The organism is Roseobacter litoralis Och 149, from assembly GCF_000154785.2.
GTDB lineage: Bacteria > Pseudomonadota > Alphaproteobacteria > Rhodobacterales > Rhodobacteraceae > Roseobacter > Roseobacter litoralis.
On the sequence record NC_015730.1, the window covers coordinates 2,207,398 to 2,230,171 of the forward strand.

Below are 22,774 nucleotides of genomic sequence, written 5' to 3' on the forward strand. Positions count from 1 at the left end.
TACCCTTGCCGGTTACGGTGCCGCCCAGATTCCGCGCAAATTGCAGGGTTATCCGCTTGTTTTCGATCAGCGATTGACCTCAAAATGCACACAGAATGCAAATGGCTGACACTCGAACCGTTGGCCGCACCGGATCATGCCATTTGGCACTGACAAGACCAAAGAGGGAGGAGCTTCAATGCCTGACACAAAAAACGCCCCGAAAGCCTATCCACCATCCGCCGATATGGTGGCAAACGCCCACGTCACGTTATCGCAATACGGATCGTTGTATTCGGAGTCTGTTTCGGATTCTGAGGGGTTTTGGCGGCGTGAGGGGGGGCGGGTTGACTGGATCAAGCCTTTCACCAAGGTCAAGGATGTGAATTTCGATCTCGGCCATGTGTCGATCAACTGGTACGCGGATGGCACCTTGAATGTGGCGGCCAATTGCGTGGACCGGCATCTGGCCACGCGCGGCGATCAGACCGCGATCATCTGGGAGCCGGATGACCCCAAGGATGCCGCCAAACATATCACCTACAAGCAGTTGCACGCTTCGGTCTGCAAGATGGCCAATGTGCTGGAAAGCCTTGGCGTGCGGCGCGGCGACCGGGTGGTGATCTACCTGCCGATGATCCCCGAGGCGGCCTATGCGATGCTCGCCTGCGCGCGGATCGGCGCGATCCACTCCATCGTCTTTGCCGGGTTTTCGCCCGATGCGCTTTCGGCGCGGATCAATGGCTGTGACGCCAAACTCGTCATCACCGCCGATCACGCCCCGCGCGGCGGGCGGGCCACAGCCCTCAAATCCAACACGGACGCCGCCCTGCTGCACTGCAAGGACACGGTCAAATGCCTCGTCGTCAAGCGCACCGGCGGGCAGACCACCTGGATCGACGGGCGCGATTACGACTGCGGCGAGATGATGCTGGAGGCCTCGGATATCTCCCACCCCGCCGAGATGAACGCCGAAGACCCGCTGTTCATCCTCTATACCTCCGGCTCCACCGGCCAGCCCAAGGGCGTCGTGCACACTTCGGGCGGGTATTTGACCTATGCCGCCATGACCCATGAGATCGTGTTTGATTATCACGATGGCGACGTCTTCTGGTGCACGGCGGATGTGGGCTGGGTGACGGGCCACAGCTATATCGTCTACGGGCCGCTGGCCAATGGCGCGACCACCATCATGTTCGAGGGCGTGCCGACCTACCCCGATGCCAGCCGCTTCTGGCAGGTCTGCGAAAAGCATAAAGTAAACCAGTTCTACACTGCCCCCACCGCCATCCGCGCACTGATGGGACAGGGCAAATCCTTTGTCGAAGGGTGCGATCTGAGTGACCTCAAGGTGCTGGGCACCGTGGGTGAGCCGATCAATCCAGAGGCCTGGAACTGGTACAATGACGTCGTGGGCAAGGGCAAATGCCCCATCGTCGACACCTGGTGGCAGACCGAGACGGGCGGCCATCTGATGACCCCCCTGCCCGGCGCGCATGAGATGAAACCCGGCTCCGCGATGAAGCCCTTCTTTGGCATCAAGCCGATGGTGCTGGAGCCCGCCTCGGGCGAAGTCCTTGAGGGCAATGACGTGGAGGGCGTGTTGGTCATCGCCGACAGCTGGCCCGGCCAGATGCGCACCATCTGGGGCGATCACGAACGGTTCGAAAAGACCTACTTCTCTGATTACAAAGGCTATTACTTCACCGGGGATGGCTGCAAACGTGACGCAGACGGTGATTACTGGATCACGGGCCGCGTCGATGATGTGATCAACGTCTCAGGCCACCGCATGGGCACCGCAGAGGTCGAAAGCGCGCTGGTCGCCCACGCCAAAGTCGCCGAAGCCGCCGTCGTGGGATACCCCCACGCGATCAAGGGGCAAGGCATCTACTGCTACGTCACGCTCATGAACGGCGAAGAGCCCAGCGATGAACTCTATCAGGAATTGCGCAAATGGGTCCGCACCGAAATCGGCCCCATCGCGTCGCCTGACCTCATCCAATGGGCCCCCGGCCTGCCCAAAACACGCTCAGGCAAGATCATGCGCCGCATCCTGCGCAAAATCGCCGAAGACGACTTCGCAACCCTCGGAGACACCTCAACCCTCGCAGACCCAACCGTCGTCACAGACCTCATCACAAACCGAATGAACAAACAGGACGCTTGATAAAATGGATGGTTCGGGCGCAAAACATGCGCCCGAAGGACCTCCCGGTTTCGCGTGGCCGGCGATTGGATAAAGTCTGCCACGCGCCCCTTGCCCTGAAGGGTTTTGAATTTACATCACTTTCTTTAAGGCACGATGGGAAGTTCGAAATTAAAATGTGCGAAATCAAATCTCTGCATCAACAGCGGTTGCAAACGTGAGCGGGGCGCATTCGTTTGAGCCGACCTTGGATCATACCCGTGCACTGCGCGACGCATTCGGGTGTTTTGGCACCGGAGTGACAATCGTTTGTGCCCAAACACCGGACGGCCCTGTCGGTATGACAGCCAATTCGTTTTCCGCCATTTCGCTTGATCCACCGCTAGTGCTTTGGGCACCGTCCAGCAGTTCAAAGCGGCATGCGGCCTTTGTGGCGGCCCAGCATTTCTGCGTTCATATTCTTGCAGCAGAACAACTGAAAATGGCCAAGCACTTTGCCAGCAATGGCACGGACTTTGACACCTTTGACTGGCACGAAGGACCCTTTGGTGCGCCAACACTCAAGGGCTGTCTGACAGAGTTTCATTGCGACACAGATGCCATCCATCCGGCTGGTGATCACTCACTCATCCTTGGACGTGTGCGCCATGTTGTGCACGATACCAGTGGCGGGAACGGACTGTTGTTTGATCAGGGGCGTTTTGGGCAGTTCACACCCGCTGTCGTCGCGGATTAATAGTCCCGTTCGAAAAAGAAACCCACACTGCTGTCGCCGTCTTCGGCCACGGTCGCCTTGCCTTTGAGATCGCTGGTCAGATCGATATTCAGCGAAATATCGGTGCCCTTGTCGCTGTTGTTCGTTACATCCGTATAAATCGTATCCGTGATGTATTTCCCCGCCGACACGGAGGTTGCACCATCCTCATCGGTCGTGACGTCCAGCTCATCCAGTCCCGCACCGCTTCGCAAACCGCCAAGCACGTTGATGCCGCCACGGCCAGACAGTTGAGAGATACCATTCGCCAACTGCAAAGCCTGGAACGCCGAAAGTTCGGATACATACCGCCCGAACAGGATCAGCGACATCACTTCGTCTTCCGGGGCCTCCGGTATGGCGCTGAAGGTGATTTCCGGCTCATCGGCGAGACCATCTACGGTGATGCTGGCCGTGCCCTCGGGGGTGTCAGTGGTTGTGACAAAGCGAATGTAGGGTGTGACACTGCCCTGAAACTGGATGGACCCTTCATCCAGTTCAAAACGCTTGCCGATAATGTCCAGGCGACCACGGATCAGATCAAAGCTGCCTGACGAGATGATGTTATTGGTATCCCCGCGCACAGAAAGAGCGCCGCCCATTTCGGCATTTATGCCGCGCCCACGCACAAAGAGTTTCGAGGGGGCATTGATGTCGATGGCCAGTGGAAATGCCGGGGCATCGGCCCTTTCCTCTTTTTCTTCCTTTGGCAAAACCCCCGCATAGGACTGGGTTACCGTGGCGCGGCGCGTTGCACCAACATGGCGAATTTCGGGGATGGAGCCAATGGATGTGACCCCCGTGCCCGGCACGGTTATATTGACCTCTTTCAGATCAATCTGCCCTGCAATCCGTGCACCACCCGTCAAGGGACCGTTCACGGTGATATCTGCGCCTACAGTGGCTGCGTACAAATTCGGATCAAGCAGAACAGCATCGCGCAGGGCCACCGTGAGATCGCCAATCAGACTGGCCAGATTGACAGAGCCGCCGACCTCAGCCCGCCCCCCCGTCACGAAATCCGCCCCCAAATTCAGTTGCGCCGTGTTGCTGAGCAAATCGATGCGCGTGTTCAGATTTTCGAGGCCAAGACGCAGGTTCGGGTCCGAAAACCGCGCACCGCTACTGGAGATTTGCCCGCTCAGAGCCTCAAGCGACGGCGCACCTTGAACGGCGAGGTCAAATACCGCCTGCCCTTGCAGACTGCGGGGTGCCAGAAACGGACCCGCGAGTCCGAGTGGTAATTCACCGTCAATCTCGAGATCAACCGTGCTTGCATCCTGTGCTGCGGTGCCGGCAATTGTTGCGGTCATTCCGGCAGGCCCCTCAAGCAGCGTGTCGACGGCCCAACCTTCGCCCGCGCGCGCCAAATCCCCCTTCAGCGCGAGGGGGCCACCAATGTCAGGCACCAGCACGCTCATATCGGGCAAGCTCGCGTCAAAGGTGACTTTCGCATCGGGCCCGGTGGCGAGGCCCAGAACCTCAAGCCGTCCGTCAAAGGGTACGTCCGCTTTGACGTCGATCTGATAGCCTGCAGCCGACTGCCAAAGCCGCCCCTTAGCGGCAACCGGACCTTGTGCATCCGGGACAAGGGGCTGAATTTCCGGGATCGAGACGTCAAAACTCAGATCAGCATCCGGCCCGGTCGCCAGCCCCGAAACAACAGCGCGCGCATCGTAGGGCGCATCGAGCGCGGCCTCGATCTGCCATCCCTCTTGTGACTGTTTCGCATCAGCGTCGAGCGACAAAGGCCCCTGATACTGCGGCGCGATAAGGGCGACATCCGATAGCCTGACGCGCGCTACCACCTCACTGCCCATGCTGCGCAGCGCCGCATCCGCTGTCACATCCAACGCATCGTTCTGCAGCGACAAGTCCCGCACAAAAGTCCCCGTGGCGTCGCGCGCCGCACCAAGAGAGAGTTCGGTGCGTCCTGTCAGCAACGCGTCAGCTTGGGGAATATCTACGATAATATCCTGCGCCGTTCCTGCGATCTTGACATCAAACATGCTGGACAGCGGGACAACGCGCCCGGCCACCGATAAATCGGCAGCACCGCTCAGGGGCCGCCCTGCAAGCCCTGCAAAGCGCGATAAATCCTGCGTCACCACAGCTAGATCAAAGTTTGTCGGAAAGCCATTGTCCAACCCTTCGATCTCAACATCGCCGTCCAGCCCGAAATCGGGACCCGACAGGGACAGGTTCGTAATCTCGATTGGCTGGCCTTCGACATAGTTGATGGTGGCAAAGCCGTTGATTGCATCGCCCAGAGCCTGCGCCGTGCTCTCATCGCTAAGTTCCACACCGGTTGCATCCAGACGCAGATCCGTCACAAAACGACCGATACTGTCCACACTGCCATCCAAAGTGCCATCAAGGATGAGGTCAATGCTGGCAACCTGTGCGGCCTCATGCTGCAGATTATCGATGTCAAAAACACCCTTGAACGCATCGCCCGCCTGCGCGTCGAAGGATATATCAAGACCAATAGATCCAACCGTAATACCCGCATCTGAGCCGGGCAAGACAACGTCTTGTCCATCCTGCGCGATCAGGCCTTTGACATCGACAAAGCTTGGCCACATATCACTATTCAATTGAACTCTACCTGTCAGATCAACAGCCTGCGCGCCGATGCTAAAGTTCTGAACATCAATTGAACCGTCGGCCACCAGCAGTGTTTCGACCTTCAGCGCAACATCAGGACCAAAGAAGTCATGATACTCGGGCGCGATCAGAGATGTGATGTCGCCGCCAAGATCAGCACGTATCCGGCGATCAGGTCCCGCATCGACGATGGCACTTTCTTCGGCGCGCAACGCCACCTGCCCGGCGAGACGCGGCTGCCCCGCAGTCGACAAAGCTATATCGGCGGTGAAATCATCCAACGGACCAATACCGGCGACACTGAGGTCAACCGAGGGTCGATCAGGCAGGTTGAGCAATTTCGCCGTAATGCCATCCGCCGCCTCTGACAGTGTCAGGTTCAGATCAATCTCAGCGCCGTCACGTTCGACGTTTGTGCGCAGGGCGAATGTGCCTGCGACCTCGTCGATACGGTCGGCCACTAGGTCCAGAAACAACCCCTCATCATCCAGACGCGCGCTCGCTTTCAAGGACAGGCGCGCCGCCGCGCCAAGAATGGGTTCTCCAAGGTCAATTTCTGACACTTCAAACGCGTCGATATTGATGGACACCGGCAGTTCAGGCAGTTGCAGACTGAATTCTTCGGCCTCGGCGGACGGTATCTCGACGGGTTGCTCTTCGGCGATGGGCAGGCGTGCCACTTGCAGGGACCGTGCAGTCAGGCTGTCGACCTTGAGGCGTCCGCGCAGCAAGGCGGTGCGGCTCCAGATCAGCGATACCTCTTCCAGCGTCAGCCAGATGCCCTCGGCATCGGCAATCGTCATGGTGTCGAATGTCGCCTCCGAACTCAGCGCACCGGCAAAGCCGACGATGTTCACCTCACGCCCAGCACCCGATAACGCGCCCTCAATGGTGCGTGTCAAAAAGCCACCACCGTCTTCGTCATCCTGTGCCGCGAGCGACAGCGGCAACAGCGTCAGTGTGACAGCAATGATCAGCAGATATCTCAAAACGAATGACCTATTCCGAAGTAAAGTTGGAAGTTCTCTCCATCCGTATCACCACTTGTCGGCACCCCGACATCAAAACGCAACGGCCCAATCGGTGTTTCGTATCTGATACCGAGGCCTGCACCACTGTGCCACTCGCCCGATCCATCCGGAAATGATTCCTCACCGATGTAGCCTGCATCTACAAAGCCAACATACCCAAGACTGCCAGTGGTGCGCAAACGAACCTCAGCGGACAGCCCGAGGAAAGAGCGGCCACCCACAATGTCACCGCCGCCCACATCAACGCCAAGGGATTCAAAATCCTGCCCCCGCACCGTGCCCCCGCCCCCTGAATAGAACAGGAAGTCCGCAGGTGCATCGCGCAAGGAAGGTCCGACCAAAGACCCCAGTTGCGCCCGCAGCGCAAGCGTTGTGGGGCTGGTTTCGCCAGCGGTCAGATAGGTGCGAAAATCCAGTTCAGAGAGCAAACCGTTGTCAGTACCTGCGATGGCAACAAATGGCGTGAGCTTCGCATCCGCGTAAAAGCCGCGCCGCGCGTCAAGCTCATTGTTGCGATAATCATAGGTCGCGCCTACGGGCAAAAGAAAAATCGTGTAATCGCTGTCGCCAAAGGCGTCTTCGGTTATGGCGCGGCTAAAGCCGAGACCGAAACGGTATGTGTGCTCATCCGTTGCAAAATACGTAAACCCTGCGCCTACAGAAACACGCCGGGAAAAGTAATTTGGTTCATCTTCCTGCTCGACCTCGCCCAAGGCAAAAAAGTTAATGTCTTTTCTGAAGGTCGCGGGTCGCTCAAAGCGCGTCCCGAGCAAATAATCGATCCCCCCGGTATCGCCCCCAATACCGCCGATTTCGGCATCAAAGCGCAAGCTTTCTGCCCCGCCAAAAATGTTCCGGTGCAGCCAGAAACCACTCAGTGTGACGCCCTCGATGGTCGCAAACTCACCGCCAAAGCCCAGACGACGGGGTTTGTTATCCGCCACGCGCAAATTGATCGGCAGCGTGTCGCCGGTGTCTGAAACCTCGCCCTCGATCATCGCGACGGAGCGGAAGGCACCTGAGCGCCGCAAACGCGCTGCGGCATCCTTGATCTCTTCGGGGGAAAACTGCTCACCCTCTGGCAGGCCTGCGATCTCGATGATCCGCTCGCGTCTGACCGCGGACTCGCCACGCACGCGCAATGCGCCAAAGGTCAGCTTGGGACCGGGATCAATCCGTACCTTGGCGTCAATTTCAGCGCTGCGGTGGCGGGCCGTGATTTGCTGATCCGTGACCTCGGCCTTGGCGTGCCCCTCATCGCGCCACCCCGACACCGCCGATGCCGCTGCGGATTGCAACGAGGTGATGCTCGCCGTTTCGCCGTTTTTCAACGCATCGGGCAGCGTCATATTCTGGCTCAGCGGGCTTATCTCAACAGTGCCAAACCGGAATTGACGCCCCGGATCAACGCTGATGGTCGCTTTGGATACGCGCGCAGGCGGGGTAACCGCAAGAATGGAGGCGGCTTCGCGACCATCCAGCTTGATCTCGATCGTCGGGCCGAAATAACCCTTGCTATAGAGCACCGCGAGCAATCGACGATAATCCGCCTGTGCCGATGACACGATCTCGCGCACATCCGGCGTTTCCTCCAACAGCGATTGCTCGATCAAGAGCGAGCCACCTTCCAGCTCAGCGGCAAGCTCTTCGTCCAGAGGGCCCGAAAGCGTCGCTTCATACGCTAAGGCAGATCCGCCGAAACCGATGCAAAGTGCCGACGCGAGCGCATAGATATTCCAAGTGCCCCAAGACGCGTTGCACATCGCCATATTATTTCTGCTCCCCCTTGGAAACGCATCTGACATCTACATGTTGGGGTCAGGTTACGCCCAGATGCTAGGCTTATAGCGTCAAACCGCAGAGCGCTGCAAACAGTCTCCCCGCCGGAAAACGCTCTTTTTTGGATTTTTATCTGCCGTGAATGGGCCGCCCTGAGGGCTAGGCGCCGATCCCGTAGGTCAGCCAGCACCAGACCATGATGATATAGGTCAGCTGATGCAAGGCCTGATCAGCCCCCGTTGCCCGCCAATAGGCAGCGTCGTCAGGCGTTAGCTTGCGCGTCGCCGTGTAGCGCCCTTTCGCCCAATCAATGTGGAAATGCGCGATCCATTCGCCAACAGCCATCAAGAGGACCAGCACCAGCGGCGCGCCCATAACAACAAAGGCCAGAGCAGAGCCCGCAGCATGAACACCTGCATGCAACAACCGCCCCCCATGCAGATAGATATGCCGTCCGTCCAGCATTGATCGGGTTTGCAGGAAATAATCGGCAAACATGTGTTTTGCTTGCAGCAAACAGAGGAGAATAATCAAAGCCCCAAGAACATCGCTCAAACCAATCCCCTCTCGGACCTGAAACAAAGTCGTAAAATAAACGTACCATACAACCAGTAAATGCAGGCTGCATACAATTTAACGGGGAAAATTACATCCTATTTCCCGTCACAATCAAATTATTGCACGGGGATGGCGCAAACACCAAAGGTTAACGATAAAGAAGTGACTGGCCATTCTGGAACAAGTGTACTTTTGCGGCATGTGCGGTCATTTTCATCTGTGACCCTTTTACGCCCGCATGGATACCTTGCAGTTTGCCTATGACCGCTGCTTCATCCGCCCCACTCTTCTCAAAGTAAAGCTGCGTCACCTCACCCAAGGCTTCAACGATTTCAACTTTGCCAGCAAAGGCATAATCGTCGTGATCGGTGGCGATCATATCTTCGGGACGAATGCCGACGTTCACGTGCGCGCCGCGGTCGCTTTCGGTGGTCGGGATATTCGCCACGATTGTGCCCTGTCCTGTTTCGACACGCACCTTGGTGACCTCACCAGGTTCGACGATCTCTCCGGGCAGCAAGTTCATGGCCGGTGAACCAATGAATTGCGCGACGAACTCATTTTCGGGCCGCTCATATAGTTCAAGCGGTGTGCCGACTTGCGCAATGCCCTTGTTGGCCAGCACCACGATACGGGTGGCAAGCGTCATCGCCTCGACCTGATCATGTGTCACGTAGATCATGGTCGAATTCGGCATGCTTTCTTTGAGCTGCGCAATTTCGATCCGCGTGGCGACGCGCAAGGACGCATCCAGGTTGGAGAGCGGTTCATCAAAGAGATAAACCTTGGGGTCGCGCACGATCGAGCGCCCGATGGCCACCCGTTGGCGCTGCCCGCCAGACAGCGCTTTGGGCAACCGGTCAAGGTATTCATCCAATTGCAGCACCTTGGCGGCGCGGCTGACTGCTGCGTCAATCTCGCTGGGAGATTTCTTGGCCAGCTTGAGGGCAAAGGCCATATTATCGCGCACGGTCATATGTGGATAAAGCGCGTAGGACTGGAACACCATCGCAATGCCCCGCTGCGCTGGTGGGACGTCATTCATGCGCTGACCATCAATCAGCAATTCGCCTGCCGTGATCTTTTCGAGCCCGGCGATCATGCGCAGCAATGTCGATTTTCCGCACCCTGAGGGGCCAACAAAGACGATCAACTCCCCTGTTTGAATGTCCAGATTGATGTCCTTGAGTACCTCAACGGTACCACCATAGGCCTTGCCAACGTCAGTCAGATTGAGATTTGCCATATCTTACGTCCCTCCCAAGACGCGGGTTAGTCTTGTTTCTTCGCGAGGCAGACCTGCCACGGCCCAAAGTGCAAATGGCCCTGGGGTGACGCACTGGCGCTGCCCAATTCCTGTCCGATCACCTGCCAGGTGCCTTTGGGCATCTGGTGCAACGACGGCGTGTCCGACATGTTGAACGCGCAATAGAGCGTCTGACCATCATGTTCACGGGTAAAGTGCAGGACATCCCCGTTGGCATGCACCCCGCCGTGTGACCCTTTGGTCAACGCAGGGTGTTCGGCGCGAAAGGCAATCGCATTACGGTAGTGATGCAGCAAGGAGCCGGGTTCGGACTCCTGCACCGACACGGCATGATTGAGGTGTTCATGGCTGACCGGCAGCCAAGGGTAGCCTTCGGAGAAGCCGCCGTTTTGGTTGGACATTTCCCAGACCATCGGCGTGCGGCACCCGTCCCGGCCCTTGAAGTCGGGCCAGAAGGTGATGCCATAGGGGTCTTGCAGGTCCTCAAAAGCGACATCCGCCTCAGACAGGCCCAGTTCCTCGCCCTGATACAGACACACCGACCCGCGCAGACACATTAGTAGGGTCGCGAACAGCCGTTCAGCAGCCGGTGGCAATTCCCATCTGGTGGAATGGCGCATCACGTCATGGTTGGAAAACGCCCAGCAAGGCCACCCATCTTGCCCGACCACATCCAGTTCAGCAAAAACCTCCGCCACGCGGGCGGCATCCAGTTTGGTCTTGGACAGGAACTCAAAGGCATAGCACATATGCACCATTTCAGGCCCCGAGGTATAGGCCCCCAGCAGTTCCAGACCCCGCTGAGCATCGCCCACTTCGCCGACGCAGGCCGCTGCAGGGTATTCATCCAACAGCGCCCGGAAGCGTTTGAGAAAGGCGATATTCTCAGGCTGGTTCTTGGAATAGAGATGTTCCTGATGGTTGTAGGGATTGACCGAGGGCGCAATGGTATCATTGCGCTGCTCGGGCGGCAGGGCAGGATTGTCGCGCAGGTCTTTATCCGCATAGTAAAAGTTGATCGTATCAAGGCGGAAGCCATCCACCCCCCGGTCCAGCCAGAACCGTGTCACATCCAGAAGCGCGTCCTGCACATCCGTGTTGTGGAAATTCAGGTCAGGTTGTTCGGTCAGGAAGTTGTGCAGATAATACTGCTGGCGTCCCGCATGCCAGTGCCACGCAGGCCCGCCAAAGATCGACAGCCAGTTGTTGGGCGGTGTGCCGTCTGGTTTGGCGTCAGCCCAGACGTACCAATCCGCTTTGGGATTGCTGCGGCTTGACTTGCTTTCGATGAACCAAGGGTGCTGGTCCGAGGTGTGGCTGAGCACCAGATCAATCATCACCTTCAGCCCGTGATGATGCGCCGCTTCAACCAGCACATCAAAATCCGCCAGCGTGCCAAACATCGGGTCAACATCGCAGTAATCGCTGACATCATAACCGAAGTCTTTCATCGGCGAGGTAAAGAACGGCGAAATCCAGATTGCATCAACGCCGAGCGAGGCCACATATTCCATCCGCTGCGCAATCCCGATCAGATCACCGATCCCGTCGCTGTTGCTGTCTTGAAAACTGCGCGGATAAATCTGGTAGATGACAGCACCCCGCCACCAGTCCTTGTCGACTGCACTCAGGTGCAGATTGTGTTCCATCTTTGCCATGGAGCGTTTCTTTCTTACTTGACGGAGCCGGCCAGAAGACCGCGCACCAGATAGCGTTGCATTGTGAAAAATACGATCAGCGGCACAGCGATTGAGATAAACGCCGCCCCCGCCAGAATGCCCCAGTCCCCGCCGCGCGAGCCCAGAAGATCATCGGCAATTTTCACCGTCATGACCCAGCTTTCCGAGTTGGAGGGCAAAAACACCTTGGCCACCAGCAGGTCATTCCAGACCCAGAGGAACTGAAAGATCGCAAAGGACGCAAGGGCCGGAAAGCTCAGCGGCAGCACGATCTTGGTAAAGACCTGAAAATCGGTCGCGCCATCGACTTTCGCAGACTCGATAATATCGCGCGGCAGACCCACCATATAGTTTCGCAACAGATAAATCGCGAGCGGCAGGCCGAAGCCCGTGTGTGCCATCCAAATCCCAAGGAAGCTCTGCCCGATGCCGACCTGGTTATGAAACTGCAACAGCGGCACCAGCGCCAGTTGCAAAGGCACGACAAGCAGCCCCACGACCATCGCGATCAGAAAACCGCGTCCCTTGAAATCCATCCACGCAAGCGCGTAAGCCGCAAAGGCCGCAATCAGGATCGGGATGATGGTGGCAGGGATTGTCACGGTAAACGTGTTGATAAAGGCCACATCCATGTTGTTGGAAAACAGGATCGTTCGATAGTTATCCAATGAAAAACTCGGCGGCGTGGCGCTGGAGTAATAAACGCTTGGATCGCGCGTTATTTCATTGGGGTTCTTGTAGATGAAATCTCCGTTTGCTTGGACAGTCAGCGAGCGGTCCCGGCGCAGATCGGCGGTTTCTCCCGGTGCAAAGGCCGTCGGGGCCGAACGTGTGCCACCAAAGCGGATCACCTCATTCTCGCCACCCGAAAAGATATTGCCCTGAATGACGAAATAATCACCGTCGCGCACGGCCTCTTCAGCAGAGATGCGCGCCTGAAAATTCTGCTCCACCGCGAAGGGGGACAACCACCAGCCCGTCGCCGTGATCTGATCCCGGTCGCGAAAGGAGGAGACCAGCAGCCCCACCGTAGGGATCAACCAGAGCACCACCAGAAACACCACCGAGATATTGACGGCCCACCCGAGCGAAGACTTCGTTCCTGCTATATTATCCATGGCTTACCTCATCTCCGCACGGGCTTGACGGATGTTCCAGATCATCACCGGCAGCACGATGATCATGATGACAAAGGCCACCGCCGTGGCGCGCCCGTCATCCCGGAACATATAGGACATCATGTAACTGGGCAGGATTTCAGTGCCGAAATTGCCGCCTGTCATGGTGTAAACAATATCGAAAACCTTGAGCACAAGGATGGTGATCGTCGTCCAGACCACGACAATCGTGCCCATGATCTGCGGCACTTTGATCTTGAAAAACACCTGAAACGGGTTGGCGCCATCAATGATTGCGGCCTCAACCGTTTCTTCGGGAATGCCGCGCAACGCACCGGACAGGATGACCATGGCAAACCCGGTCTGGATCCAGATCAGGATCACCATCAGAAAGAAGTTATTCCAGAAGGACACCTGCAAGACGTCCAGCGGTTCCTCCGCGCCCAGCATATCACGTATGGCGTTGATCAGGCCAATATCCGCGTTGTTGGCATAGACGAATTTCCAGATCAGCGAGGCGCCCACGAATGAAATCGCCATTGGCATAAAGATCAGCGATTTGGCGATGTTGCCCCATTTGAGCCGGTCCGTCAGCTGCGCCACCAGCAGGCCAAGGAACGTGGCCCCCGCGGGCACGATCAGAACCCAAAGGAAGTTGTTGAACAGTGCCACCTGAAAACCGTCATCGTTGAACATGACCGCGTAATTGCCAAAGCCGATGAATTCATCGCCTGACCGGTTGTACAGCGAGCGCCAGAATGAACCGACCACCGGATAGACAAGATAAAGCCCCAAGGCCGCCATCGCCGGAAACAGAAACAACCATGGCCGCACAAGGTTGGCACGGTTGATGTTGATCCCGGGATTGTCGCCTTTGGCCGGGAAAATCACTTTGTCGAGGATCAGGTTCGAAAAATAGAAGTATCCGACACATCCACCGACACCGATGAAGATGGTCAACATACCTTGCACGAGTGGTGACATATCAGACGCTCCCCGGAGTGAAATATGATCTGTCCGGCAGGCTATTCCTGCCGGACAGAGTGATCTGGGCGGTGACTACTGGATCGCGTCCCAGCGGTCCTGAATGCCCTTGGCGACTTCTGCGGCCGGCGCGCCGGTGGTGTAATCCACCATGCCCGTCCAGAAAGCGCCCGCACCAATTTCGCCCGGCATCAGGTCGGATGCGTCAAACCGGAAGGTGGTCGCGCCCAGCAGGATTTCACCCTGCGCCCGCAGGCTGTCATCGATATAGGTTGCGGGGTTCACGCCCTTGTGCGGCGTCAGGAATCCGCCCTGCGCCATCCAAAGCTCATGGCTGATCGGCGTTTTCAGGAACTCGATCATCGCGTTTGTCGCCTCTGAGGGGTTGGTGATCGCAAAGAGCGCCCCTGCCCCCAGAACCGGCTTGCCAAGGTCTTTGCTCTCATAGGCCGGGAAGTAGAAGAAATCGACATCTTCGCCCGCCTCGGTCCCTTCCGGGAAAAACGCCGGGATGAAAGACGCCTGACGGTGCATGTAGCATTTCGGCGGGATCGAGAAGAGACCCGTCGGGCTGTCGCGGAAATCCGTGTTCGCCACCGCTTCGCTGCCGCCATCCACATAGTCATCATTCAACGCGAAATAGCCGAATTCCTCCATGGCTGCGATGACCTTGGGATCGTCAAACTTCATCTCATTTGACACCCATGCATCGTAATCCTCGGGGGACTGCGTGCGCAGCATCATCTCTTCAACCCAATCCGTGGCAGGCCAGCCCGTCGCAGCACCTGAACCCAGACCGATGCACCATGGTGTGCCCCCATCCTCAACGATCATGTCGGTGAGGTCTTTGAGCTCTTCCATCGTTTCGGGAATGTCGTAACCGGACTCGTCAAAAGCAATCGGGGAGTACCAGACCAGCGATTTCACATCGACGCGGTAGAACAGGCCATAGATGTCCTCAACACCCTGATCATTGGCGTAGGTGCCCAGATCCACCCACGACTGACCGGCGGCAAAGTTCTCAGCAACCCAATCCGCTGATCCCTCTGGCAGCGGCGTTAAAAGGCCCTGGCTTGCCAGATCGGCAGCGAGGCCCGGTTGCGGGAACGCAGCAAGGTTCGGCGCAGAACCGGAACGGGTGGAAATAACGATGTCCTGTTCAAAGCTATCTGAGCCGGAATAGGTGACTGTCGCCCCTGTGGCGCTTTCGAAATAGGAAAAGACGACGTCGACCTTTTCCTTTTCATTGCCGGTCCAGGCACCGGTGATCTCTACCGTCTGACCGCTCAGGTCGTATTTCTCTGCGAAAGCTTCGTAGCTGTCCCAGTTGAAATCGCCCTCACCTACGGCAAAAGGCTGTTGCCCCTGAGCGTATGCCGCACCTGCGAATAAAGCCAGCGCCGCCGCGCCGGCGTAAAACCGTGCCATTGTGATGTCCTCCCGTTGAGCCGGTGTCTTCACCGGTCTCGATTGTTGCTCTGTCGGCGCTGCAAGAATCGTCTCAAAGCGCTTTGAGAATGGCCCGGCTAATGGCATGTTGTTCGGTGACTCGATGCATGTGCGCATCGAACATACCATCACGTTATGCTATCAACAGGCCGGGACTTTGAACCTAAGAGAATTGTCAAAACAACTGAAACTGTCACAAACAACGGTCAGCCGCGCTCTGAACGGATACCCCGAAGTTAATGAGGCGACCCGCAAGCGCGTCACCGAAGCTGCGGAAAAGTACCAATACCGCCCCAATGTGCGCGCCCAGACGCTTGCCACCGGAAAATCCAAATCGGTGGGCCATGTGATCCCGCTGTCCAAGCAAAGCGAATTGGTCAATATGGTGTTTTCGGATTTCATGGCGGGTGCGGGACTGGTCTATGCCGAGCATGGGTACACGATGACCCTGTCGATTGTTCGGGATGACGATGAACTGGACGCCTATAGCGCCTTTGCTGAAAGAGGCGCGGTGGATGGTGTGATCGTGCAGGGTCCGACCTGTGACGATCCCCGCATTGCGCGTCTGCTCAGGTTGAATATCCCCTTTGTTGTACACGGGCGCGCGTCCGGGATTGAGACCCCTTATGCCTGGCTGGACGTCAACAACCATCGCGCCATCAAAGCGGCGACGCAGAGCCTGATTGACCTGGGCCACCGCCGTATCGGCCTGATCAACGGGCGCGAGCAAATGGACTTTGCCCTGCGCAGGCGGGCGGGCTATGAGGCGGCACTGGCAGATGCGGGCATCCCAGCGGACCCTGCGCTGACGCGTTCAGGCGATATGTCAGAGCCCAATGGATATACAGCGGCATGTGAGGTTTTGGCATACCAGAACCCACCCACGGCTTTTGTTGCCTCCTCAATCGTCATCGCATTGGGCGTGAAACGCGCCATCGAAGAGCACGGGCTGACAATCGGAAAAGATGTGTCGGTGATCTGTTTTGATGACGATATTTCCTATCTGCCCAATGCTGGTCGCACGCCGCAGTTCACGGCGATGCGGTCTTCTGTGCACGCGGCCGGCGCGCGCTGTGCGACATTGCTTCTTGAGCGTATCAAGACGCCCGGTGCGCCGCCATCATCTGAGCTATGGGAAGCCGAATTTGTCCAAGGGGCCTCTACCGGACCCGGACCTCACGCATAAAGGCCTGTGTTATCATGGATTTTTCGCGCTCCACCTTTCCGCCAGATTTTCTGTTTGCCGCTGCGACATCCAGCTATCAGATCGAAGGACATGGGTTCGGGGGCGCTGGTCCGACGCATTGGGACACATTCGCCGCAACGCCGGGCAATGTGGTGCGTGCAGAACATGGGCAGATCGCCTGCGATCACTACAACCGCTGGGAGGAGGACCTTGATCTGATGCAGGCGATGGGCCTTGATGCCTATCGCTTTTCCACAAGCTGGGCGCGTGTCCTGCCTGAGGGGCGTGGCACGGTCAATCAGAAGGGGCTGGATTTCTACGACCGCCTTGTTGACGGCATGCTGGCGCGTGATCTGAAACCTATGGCGACGCTTTACCACTGGGAACTGCCCGCTGCATTGGCGGATCTGGGCGGGTGGCGCAATCCCGATATTGCCCATTGGCTTGCCGATTTTGCCACCATTGTGATGGAACGCATCGGCGATCGCGTCTTTAGTGCCGCCCCCATCAACGAGCCATGGTGCGTTGCATGGCTGTCCCATTTCATGGGCCTGCAAGCTCCGGGTCTGCGCGATATTCGCGCCACCGCCCATGCCATGCATCACGTGTTGACCGCGCATGGGCGTTGCATTCAGGCCATGCGCGCTATTGGCATGAACAACCTCGGCGCTGTGTGCAATTTTGAATATGTACAAGCCGCAACTGACACGCCCGAGGCGTCGGAGGCCGCGCGCCGCTATGAGGCGATTTACAACCGCTTTTTCGTGGGCGGTCTGTTTCAGGGGGCCTATCCAGATGAGGTGCTCGAAGGGCTCGGGCCCCATATGCCCAAAGGCTGGGAAAATGATTTTGACCTGATCGGGCAGAAACTCGACTGGTTCGGTGTCAACTATTACACCTGCAAACGCATTGCGGCGGACAGCGGCCCATGGCCATCGCTGCGCGAGGTCGAAGGGCCGCTGCCGAAAACCCAGATCGGTTGGGAGATTAAACCTGAAGGCCTTGAGCATATTCTGACGTGGTTACAACAAAACTACACCGGCGCACTGCCGCTTTACGTAACGGAAAACGGCATGGCCAATGCCGATGACACCACCACCCCCGATGACGCGCGCATGGACTATCTGGATGCACATCTTGCAGCCTCCCAACGCGCCATCGCGGTGGGCGTGCCCTTGGCGGGCTATACGTTCTGGTCCCTGATGGACAATTACGAATGGTCGCTGGGCTATGAAAAACGCTTTGGTCTGGTGCATGTGGATTTTGACACGCTGCAGCGCACGCCCAAGGCATCCTATCACGCAATTGCCCGTGCGCTGGCGCGTTAAAAGCGTCATGCGAAAAACCTGAATCACGTAACGCTGCCTGAAATCAAAGATTTCAACGCGTTACCTGATACCCGATGTTTCAGGTATTTCGTCAGACGCTCTAAGGCACGAAATCCGGCGGTATGCCAAACGCAGGCGTATTGACGCTTGCCCCGGTCAACGCATGCATGAAGGCGACCAATTCCGCGATTTCAGCATCCGTCAGGTGCATGGGTGTCACCGCTATTGCCCGTTCCTGTCGGTCCATTTCCAATGCGTCAGCGCCCAGAATGAAATCCGTTGCCGCCAGCCACGCAATATCGGGAAGCTGCGCCATCTGGCGCTGCCATGCAGCCCTTGCCGCCACCGGGTCCAGATGATGGCGAATGATGCCTTCGAGCGTCGGATAGGCCCCGTTGTGCCCATAAGGCGCGGTCAAAGCCACATTGCGCAGCATTGGCGTGCGAAAGGCATAGGCATCGCGCAACCGGTTGCTTTCGGCCATGCGCCCCACATCGCGGGCATAAGGATCGAATGCACGCGTGCGCCCCGGCCCGAATGCTGGAAGGCCCAAGGCATGAAACTTCTGATCACTCATCAGCGATCCCGCGTGGCAGTCAGCACAAGCGGCTTTGCCGTAGAACAACGCCATCCCCGCCCGTTCACCACGGTTCAACGCCGCCTCATCCCCGGCAAGATAGGCATCAAATGGGCTGTCGGTGCTGCGCCATTCCAGCGCCATGAAGGCCGCCAGCGCATTTGCGATGTGCACGATGCTGACCTGCTGCGCCGTGTCGATCTCGTCAAAGGCCGCCACGAAGGCCGGGCCATAGTCAGCATCCGTGCGCACCCGTTTTGCAAGGATCGGCCATGCCGCATCAATGCGGTCATGCACAGCGCCGATTACGTCATTTTCGCCCGGATTACCCGCCATTTCGAACTGGGCCACGAGGGGGAACAGCGCCTGGGCGGCCAGCAGCGAATTCAACCCTTCGGGCAACCACTCCTGCGCGGGTGAATTGAACCCGTTGCCGTAGATATCCGACAGGCTCAGCCGCCCGTCATGGAACATCGTGTACAGATCACGCGCACCCAGATTCCACAGGCCCGGCGCATTGCGTGGGATGCGTTTGGCCACCCGATCCGCGCCCGCACCGGGCGTGCGATCAGGCCCCACCCCCTGCCCGCCCTCACCGATCCCCAGGGACAGCCCGTCGCCCGTGCCAAATTCCGGATGATGGCAATGGGCACAGGTGATATTGCGATTGCCCGACAGGATCGGATCATAAAACAGCGCTTGCCCCAGTGCCGCTTGCGCTACGTCGAATTCGATGAAATCCTCATCCGTCAGCGGCGGTGGTAAATCTGCGGCTGCGGCCAGCGATGCAAAACAGGACAAAACGACCCCATGCGCACAATAGCTTTTGCCCTCGCTCTTTTGGCCACGCCGGTCGCGGCGGAATTGGAAGCGGCGCGCGATCTGATGGATGCGGGTCGATTTGACGAGGCCTATGCGGCGCTTTGGCCCGCGGCGCGTTCGGGCAATGCCGAAGCGGAGGAACTGATCGGTGTCATCTATGCCATGGGTCTGGGACGGCCCCGCGATGACCAGCGCGCGTTTGAATGGTATCTGCGCGCGGCCATGAAGGGCCATCCCGGTGCGCAATCGGGTGTCGGCTGGTATTACGAAGTGGGCCGCGGCCTGCCCGCACCGGACCTTATGCGCGCCTATATGTGGTACACGCTTTCCGCGATCGGCGGGGACCCTGACGCGGCAATCAGCCTTGAAGAAGTTGCCAAGAAAATGACGGCGGAAGAAATCAACAAGGCCCATGTTCTCGTCGCTGACTATAAGGTGTGGATGTATCCGTTCAGATGATCGGGGCGACCCGGAGGCCGCCCCGTTGTGGTCAATTCAGATCGGCGGCACGCGCGGCACCCACTTCGGCTTCGGCCTGCGCCACAGCCTCTGTCAGCGCGTCGAATATTTCATCCCCGCGCCCCACATTGGCTTTGAACCAGTCGAACACGGGGGCGGCCCCCTCTTTGAAGGCCGCTTTCTGCTCAGGCGTGGGCACGTAAAGATCACCGCCATCGGCCACGAATTCCTCATAGGCCGCGATCGATTTACGCTTGGGCGAGGCAAAAGTCGCCTGCTGCAGCGCATAAAACCCATCCACGACCACCCGGCGCATATCCTCAGGCATGCCGGTGAATTTCGCGTTGTTCATCCACCACAGCGCGCCCATGTAGGCATGCCCATCCAGCGTGACATATTTTAGCCCGGCGTCCGGAAATTTCATGCCCATGATATCCGTGATGCCGTTCTTGGACCCCTCAACCACGCCGGTCTGAAAGGACGTGAAAAGCTCAGGCCATGGGATCGGTGTCGGGGCCGCACCCAGCGCTTTGACCAACTCCTGCGGCAAATCCGCGACAACCGTACGGATTTTCAAACCTTCCATATCAGAGGGCTCAGCGATGCGGCGTTTGGTGTTGGCAAAGTTACGCCACCCGCCGGTGTTTCCAATCGTCATCAGGCGGATCATGTCGCCTGAATCCTCCAGCGCCATCGCCCGCATAGTACGGGTAAAATCACCCGACAGCACATGTTCGGCAATGCGGTCGTCCGCCATCAGATAGGGCAGATCAAGCACTTGCACGTAAGGGAAGATGCCCGACGCGCCGCCGGATGTGGAGACATAAACGTCAATCGTGCCATCCGCCACGCCTTGCAGACATTCAGCCCCATTGCTGCAGAGCTGCGTGCCGATGAAAAGTTCAACCGCGATGGCGCCGTTTGACGCGGATTCCACATAGTTCTTGAACACGACAAGACCGTCGTAGTCTTCATCGTTTTCGTTGGAATTGGCCGTGGCGCGGATCGTATATTCCTGCGCCTGTGCCGCAATCGCCGTCCCGGCGAGTAAAGCCGCAAGGAGCGCGCATTTCAGGGTTTGTTTTATCATTTATTCCTCCCAGTTGGATGATGTGTCAGTTGGCAAAGCCCGTCAGTCGCGGGATGGTCATGGAAATTGCCGGTATGTAGGTGATCAGGAAAATCACCACGATTTCGACCGCCAGAAACGGCAGGATCGCCTTTGAAATCGCCTCGACCCGCTCGCCTGAAACCGAGGAGGCGACAAACAACACCAGCCCCATCGGCGGTGTGGCCAGTCCGACGGTCAGGTTCACACTCATGATGATGGCAAAATGGATCGGGTCCACGCCGAGGCTGACAAAAATTGGCCCCAGAATTGGCCCAAGGATGATAATCGCAGGCCCCGCATCCAAGAACATCCCAACCGCAAAAAGCAAAAGGTTGATCAAAAACAGCAAGATCAGCGGGTTGGACGTCAGCGCCAATACAAATTCGGCCATGGCTTCGGGCGCGTGACTGAGGCTGACAACTGTTTTGAACGCCATCGCGGCACCGACTAGCAACAGCACAACCGCCGATGTGAGCCCCGCGCGGCCCAGCACATCCGGCAACTCACTCAGCTTGAGGCTGCGCATCACGAACAGGCCGATGAAAAGCGCGTAGGCCACGGCCACCGCCGCCGCTTCGGTCGGGGTAAAGACGCCTGCCAGAATACCGCCCAGAATGATCACCGGGGTCAGCAAGGGGAAAAACGCCTTGAGGCTGGCCTGCCCGCGTTCGCCCCATGTGTGTTTTTTGGTGGCGACGGGAAAATCATATTTGTCCGCCATGATCTTGACCATGAACATCAGCCCAAGGCCCACCATCACCCCCGGTACGATGCCTGCAAGAAACAGGGCGGCAACGCTTTCGCCCATCACATAGGCATAGATGATCATGATGCCCGATGGTGGGATGATCGGCCCGATCACGGAACTTGCCGCTGTAATCGCCGCGGCGAATTTGCGGCTATAGCCCTGTTTTTCCATCGCGGGGATCAACATCGATCCCAGTGCGGATGTATCGGCCACTGCAGACCCCGAAAGCCCGGCGAACAGCATGGAGGACAGGATATTCACATGCGCCAACCCGCCGCGAAAATGCCCCATCATGGCCTGACTGAATTCAACCAGACGCATGGTGATCCCGCCCCGATTCATCAACTCTCCGGCCAGCATGAAGAAGGGGATCGCCATGAGCGGAAAGCTGTCCATCCCGTTATAAACATTGCGATAAAGCAGTGTGATGTCCTTTTCCTGCCCATTCAGGTAAAGCAACAGACCCGGTGCTGCGAGCAGGCCAAAAAAGACCGGCAACCCGATGAGCAGGAACAGTAAAAAGAGTGGCAGAAACCAGACCAGCATCTATTCCGCCCCTATCTTTTCATCGAGCGGGATTGCCGGCAACCTGTCAGCCCCGCCCAGCATTCTGACAATTGCGCGCAGGATCAGTTCCACGTTGACAGATATCAGCATGATCAGTCCGACCACCAAAGAGGCCATCATCCAACTGCGAGGCACCCGGAACCAGTTTTCCAAGCTCAAATCAGTTGGAACATAAAGGGACGCAGTTGCGAACCGTCCTGCAAAACCCGTCACTTCGGACCACCCGATCTGCACGGCCACGACAAGCACGGCAAGGCTGACAAACAGCAGGAAGAGCGCCAGAAGGCTGCCCAACAGTTTGGGCAAAAGAATTACCAGCGTGTCAATCGCCACAAACCCACCCCGGCGGAATGCGGTGGGCGCCATAAGACCTGTCATCCATAACATGCAAAAACGCGCCGCCTCGTCTGGCCAAGGCAGGGCACTATTGAGAACATACCGAAAAAACACCTGCACCAGAATCGCGATGACCATCGCTGCGACGGCGAAAATTCCGATCGCCCGGCCAATGGCCAACACGCTTTCGTTGATCATCCGAAGCGGTGCAAGCACCAGCAGCAGTGCCCCCATGAATGGGCCTCCTCCCTGCAACCGACATTCTGCCGGTCGCGCGCGGGTGTCC

The 22,774-nt window shown here is 57.8% G+C and carries 17 protein-coding genes; 5 read left to right on the top strand and 12 right to left on the bottom strand.

Annotation, left to right across the window (positions count from 1 at the left end):
- Nucleotides 1–178 precede the first annotated feature (178 nt).
- Nucleotides 179–2,149, top strand: coding sequence for an acetate--CoA ligase (gene acs, locus RLO149_RS10500; RefSeq protein ID WP_013962066.1), 1,971 nt, complete (start codon nucleotides 179–181; stop codon nucleotides 2,147–2,149).
- A gap of 196 nt (nucleotides 2,150–2,345) precedes the next feature.
- A complete protein-coding gene (locus RLO149_RS10505) occupies nucleotides 2,346–2,864 on the top strand; it encodes a flavin reductase family protein (protein ID WP_044025301.1) in 519 nt (172 codons plus the stop codon).
- Here the strand turns inward: RLO149_RS10505 and RLO149_RS10510 are convergent.
- The 8 genes from RLO149_RS10510 to RLO149_RS10545 form a co-directional block, all read right to left on the bottom strand.
- On the bottom strand, nucleotides 2,861–6,478 hold the full coding sequence (locus RLO149_RS10510; protein WP_013962068.1) for a translocation/assembly module TamB domain-containing protein: 3,618 nt from the start codon (nucleotides 6,476–6,478) through the stop codon (nucleotides 2,861–2,863). The genes RLO149_RS10505 and RLO149_RS10510 overlap by 4 nt on opposite strands.
- Nucleotides 6,475–8,289: an autotransporter assembly complex protein TamA gene (locus RLO149_RS10515; RefSeq protein WP_013962069.1), complete on the bottom strand. Its 1,815-nt coding sequence runs from the start codon at nucleotides 8,287–8,289 to the stop codon at nucleotides 6,475–6,477. Before RLO149_RS10515 ends, RLO149_RS10510 begins: the two co-directional genes overlap by 4 nt.
- Before the next feature lie 169 nt (nucleotides 8,290–8,458).
- Complete coding sequence (locus RLO149_RS10520) at nucleotides 8,459–8,854, bottom strand: DUF3307 domain-containing protein (RefSeq protein WP_013962070.1); 396 nt, start codon at nucleotides 8,852–8,854, stop codon at nucleotides 8,459–8,461.
- 151 nt (nucleotides 8,855–9,005) lie between these two features.
- Nucleotides 9,006–10,103, bottom strand: coding sequence for an ABC transporter ATP-binding protein (locus tag RLO149_RS10525; protein ID WP_013962071.1), 1,098 nt, complete (start codon nucleotides 10,101–10,103; stop codon nucleotides 9,006–9,008).
- 26 nt (nucleotides 10,104–10,129) lie between these two features.
- Nucleotides 10,130–11,782, bottom strand: a complete 1,653-nt coding sequence (gene bglA / locus RLO149_RS10530; protein ID WP_013962072.1) for a beta-galactosidase BglA — start codon at nucleotides 11,780–11,782, stop codon at nucleotides 10,130–10,132.
- A 14-nt stretch (nucleotides 11,783–11,796) separates the two neighbouring features.
- Nucleotides 11,797–12,921: a carbohydrate ABC transporter permease gene (locus RLO149_RS10535; protein WP_013962073.1), complete on the bottom strand. Its 1,125-nt coding sequence runs from the start codon at nucleotides 12,919–12,921 to the stop codon at nucleotides 11,797–11,799.
- Nucleotides 12,922–12,924: 3 nt separating this feature from the next.
- Entirely contained in the window at nucleotides 12,925–13,905 is a 981-nt protein-coding gene (locus RLO149_RS10540) for a carbohydrate ABC transporter permease (RefSeq protein WP_013962074.1), read from the bottom strand.
- A gap of 75 nt (nucleotides 13,906–13,980) precedes the next feature.
- The gene (locus tag RLO149_RS10545) at nucleotides 13,981–15,333 is read right to left on the bottom strand and encodes an ABC transporter substrate-binding protein (protein WP_044025302.1); all 1,353 of its coding nucleotides are present in this window, start codon (nucleotides 15,331–15,333) and stop codon (nucleotides 13,981–13,983) included.
- A gap of 178 nt (nucleotides 15,334–15,511) precedes the next feature.
- On the opposite strand from RLO149_RS10545, the gene RLO149_RS10550 reads away from it, so the two are divergent.
- Nucleotides 15,512–16,540: a LacI family DNA-binding transcriptional regulator gene (locus RLO149_RS10550; RefSeq protein WP_044025632.1), complete on the top strand. Its 1,029-nt coding sequence runs from the start codon at nucleotides 15,512–15,514 to the stop codon at nucleotides 16,538–16,540.
- Between the two features lie 14 nt (nucleotides 16,541–16,554).
- Entirely contained in the window at nucleotides 16,555–17,868 is a 1,314-nt protein-coding gene (locus RLO149_RS10555) for a GH1 family beta-glucosidase (RefSeq protein WP_013962077.1), read from the top strand.
- A gap of 100 nt (nucleotides 17,869–17,968) precedes the next feature.
- Here the strand turns inward: RLO149_RS10555 and RLO149_RS10560 are convergent, their stop codons facing one another.
- Nucleotides 17,969–19,246 (bottom strand): cytochrome-c peroxidase, encoded by a 1,278-nt coding sequence (locus tag RLO149_RS10560; RefSeq protein WP_044025303.1) that lies wholly within the window; start codon nucleotides 19,244–19,246, stop codon nucleotides 17,969–17,971.
- A 9-nt stretch (nucleotides 19,247–19,255) separates the two neighbouring features.
- Between RLO149_RS10560 and RLO149_RS10565 the strand changes: the two genes are divergently transcribed.
- Complete coding sequence (locus tag RLO149_RS10565) at nucleotides 19,256–19,726, top strand: tetratricopeptide repeat protein (RefSeq protein ID WP_011568513.1); 471 nt, start codon at nucleotides 19,256–19,258, stop codon at nucleotides 19,724–19,726.
- A 31-nt stretch (nucleotides 19,727–19,757) separates the two neighbouring features.
- Here the strand turns inward: RLO149_RS10565 and RLO149_RS10570 are convergent, their stop codons facing one another.
- Genes RLO149_RS10570 through RLO149_RS10580 form a run of 3 tightly spaced genes read right to left on the bottom strand, consistent with a single transcriptional unit; the run spans nucleotide 19,758 to nucleotide 22,722 of the window.
- Complete coding sequence (locus RLO149_RS10570) at nucleotides 19,758–20,816, bottom strand: TRAP transporter substrate-binding protein (protein WP_013962079.1); 1,059 nt, start codon at nucleotides 20,814–20,816, stop codon at nucleotides 19,758–19,760.
- Nucleotides 20,817–20,841: 25 nt separating this feature from the next.
- Nucleotides 20,842–22,131: a TRAP transporter large permease gene (locus RLO149_RS10575; RefSeq protein WP_013962080.1), complete on the bottom strand. Its 1,290-nt coding sequence runs from the start codon at nucleotides 22,129–22,131 to the stop codon at nucleotides 20,842–20,844.
- Nucleotides 22,132–22,722, bottom strand: a complete 591-nt coding sequence (locus RLO149_RS10580) for a TRAP transporter small permease (protein ID WP_013962081.1) — start codon at nucleotides 22,720–22,722, stop codon at nucleotides 22,132–22,134.
- Nucleotides 22,723–22,774: the final 52 nt, after the last annotated feature.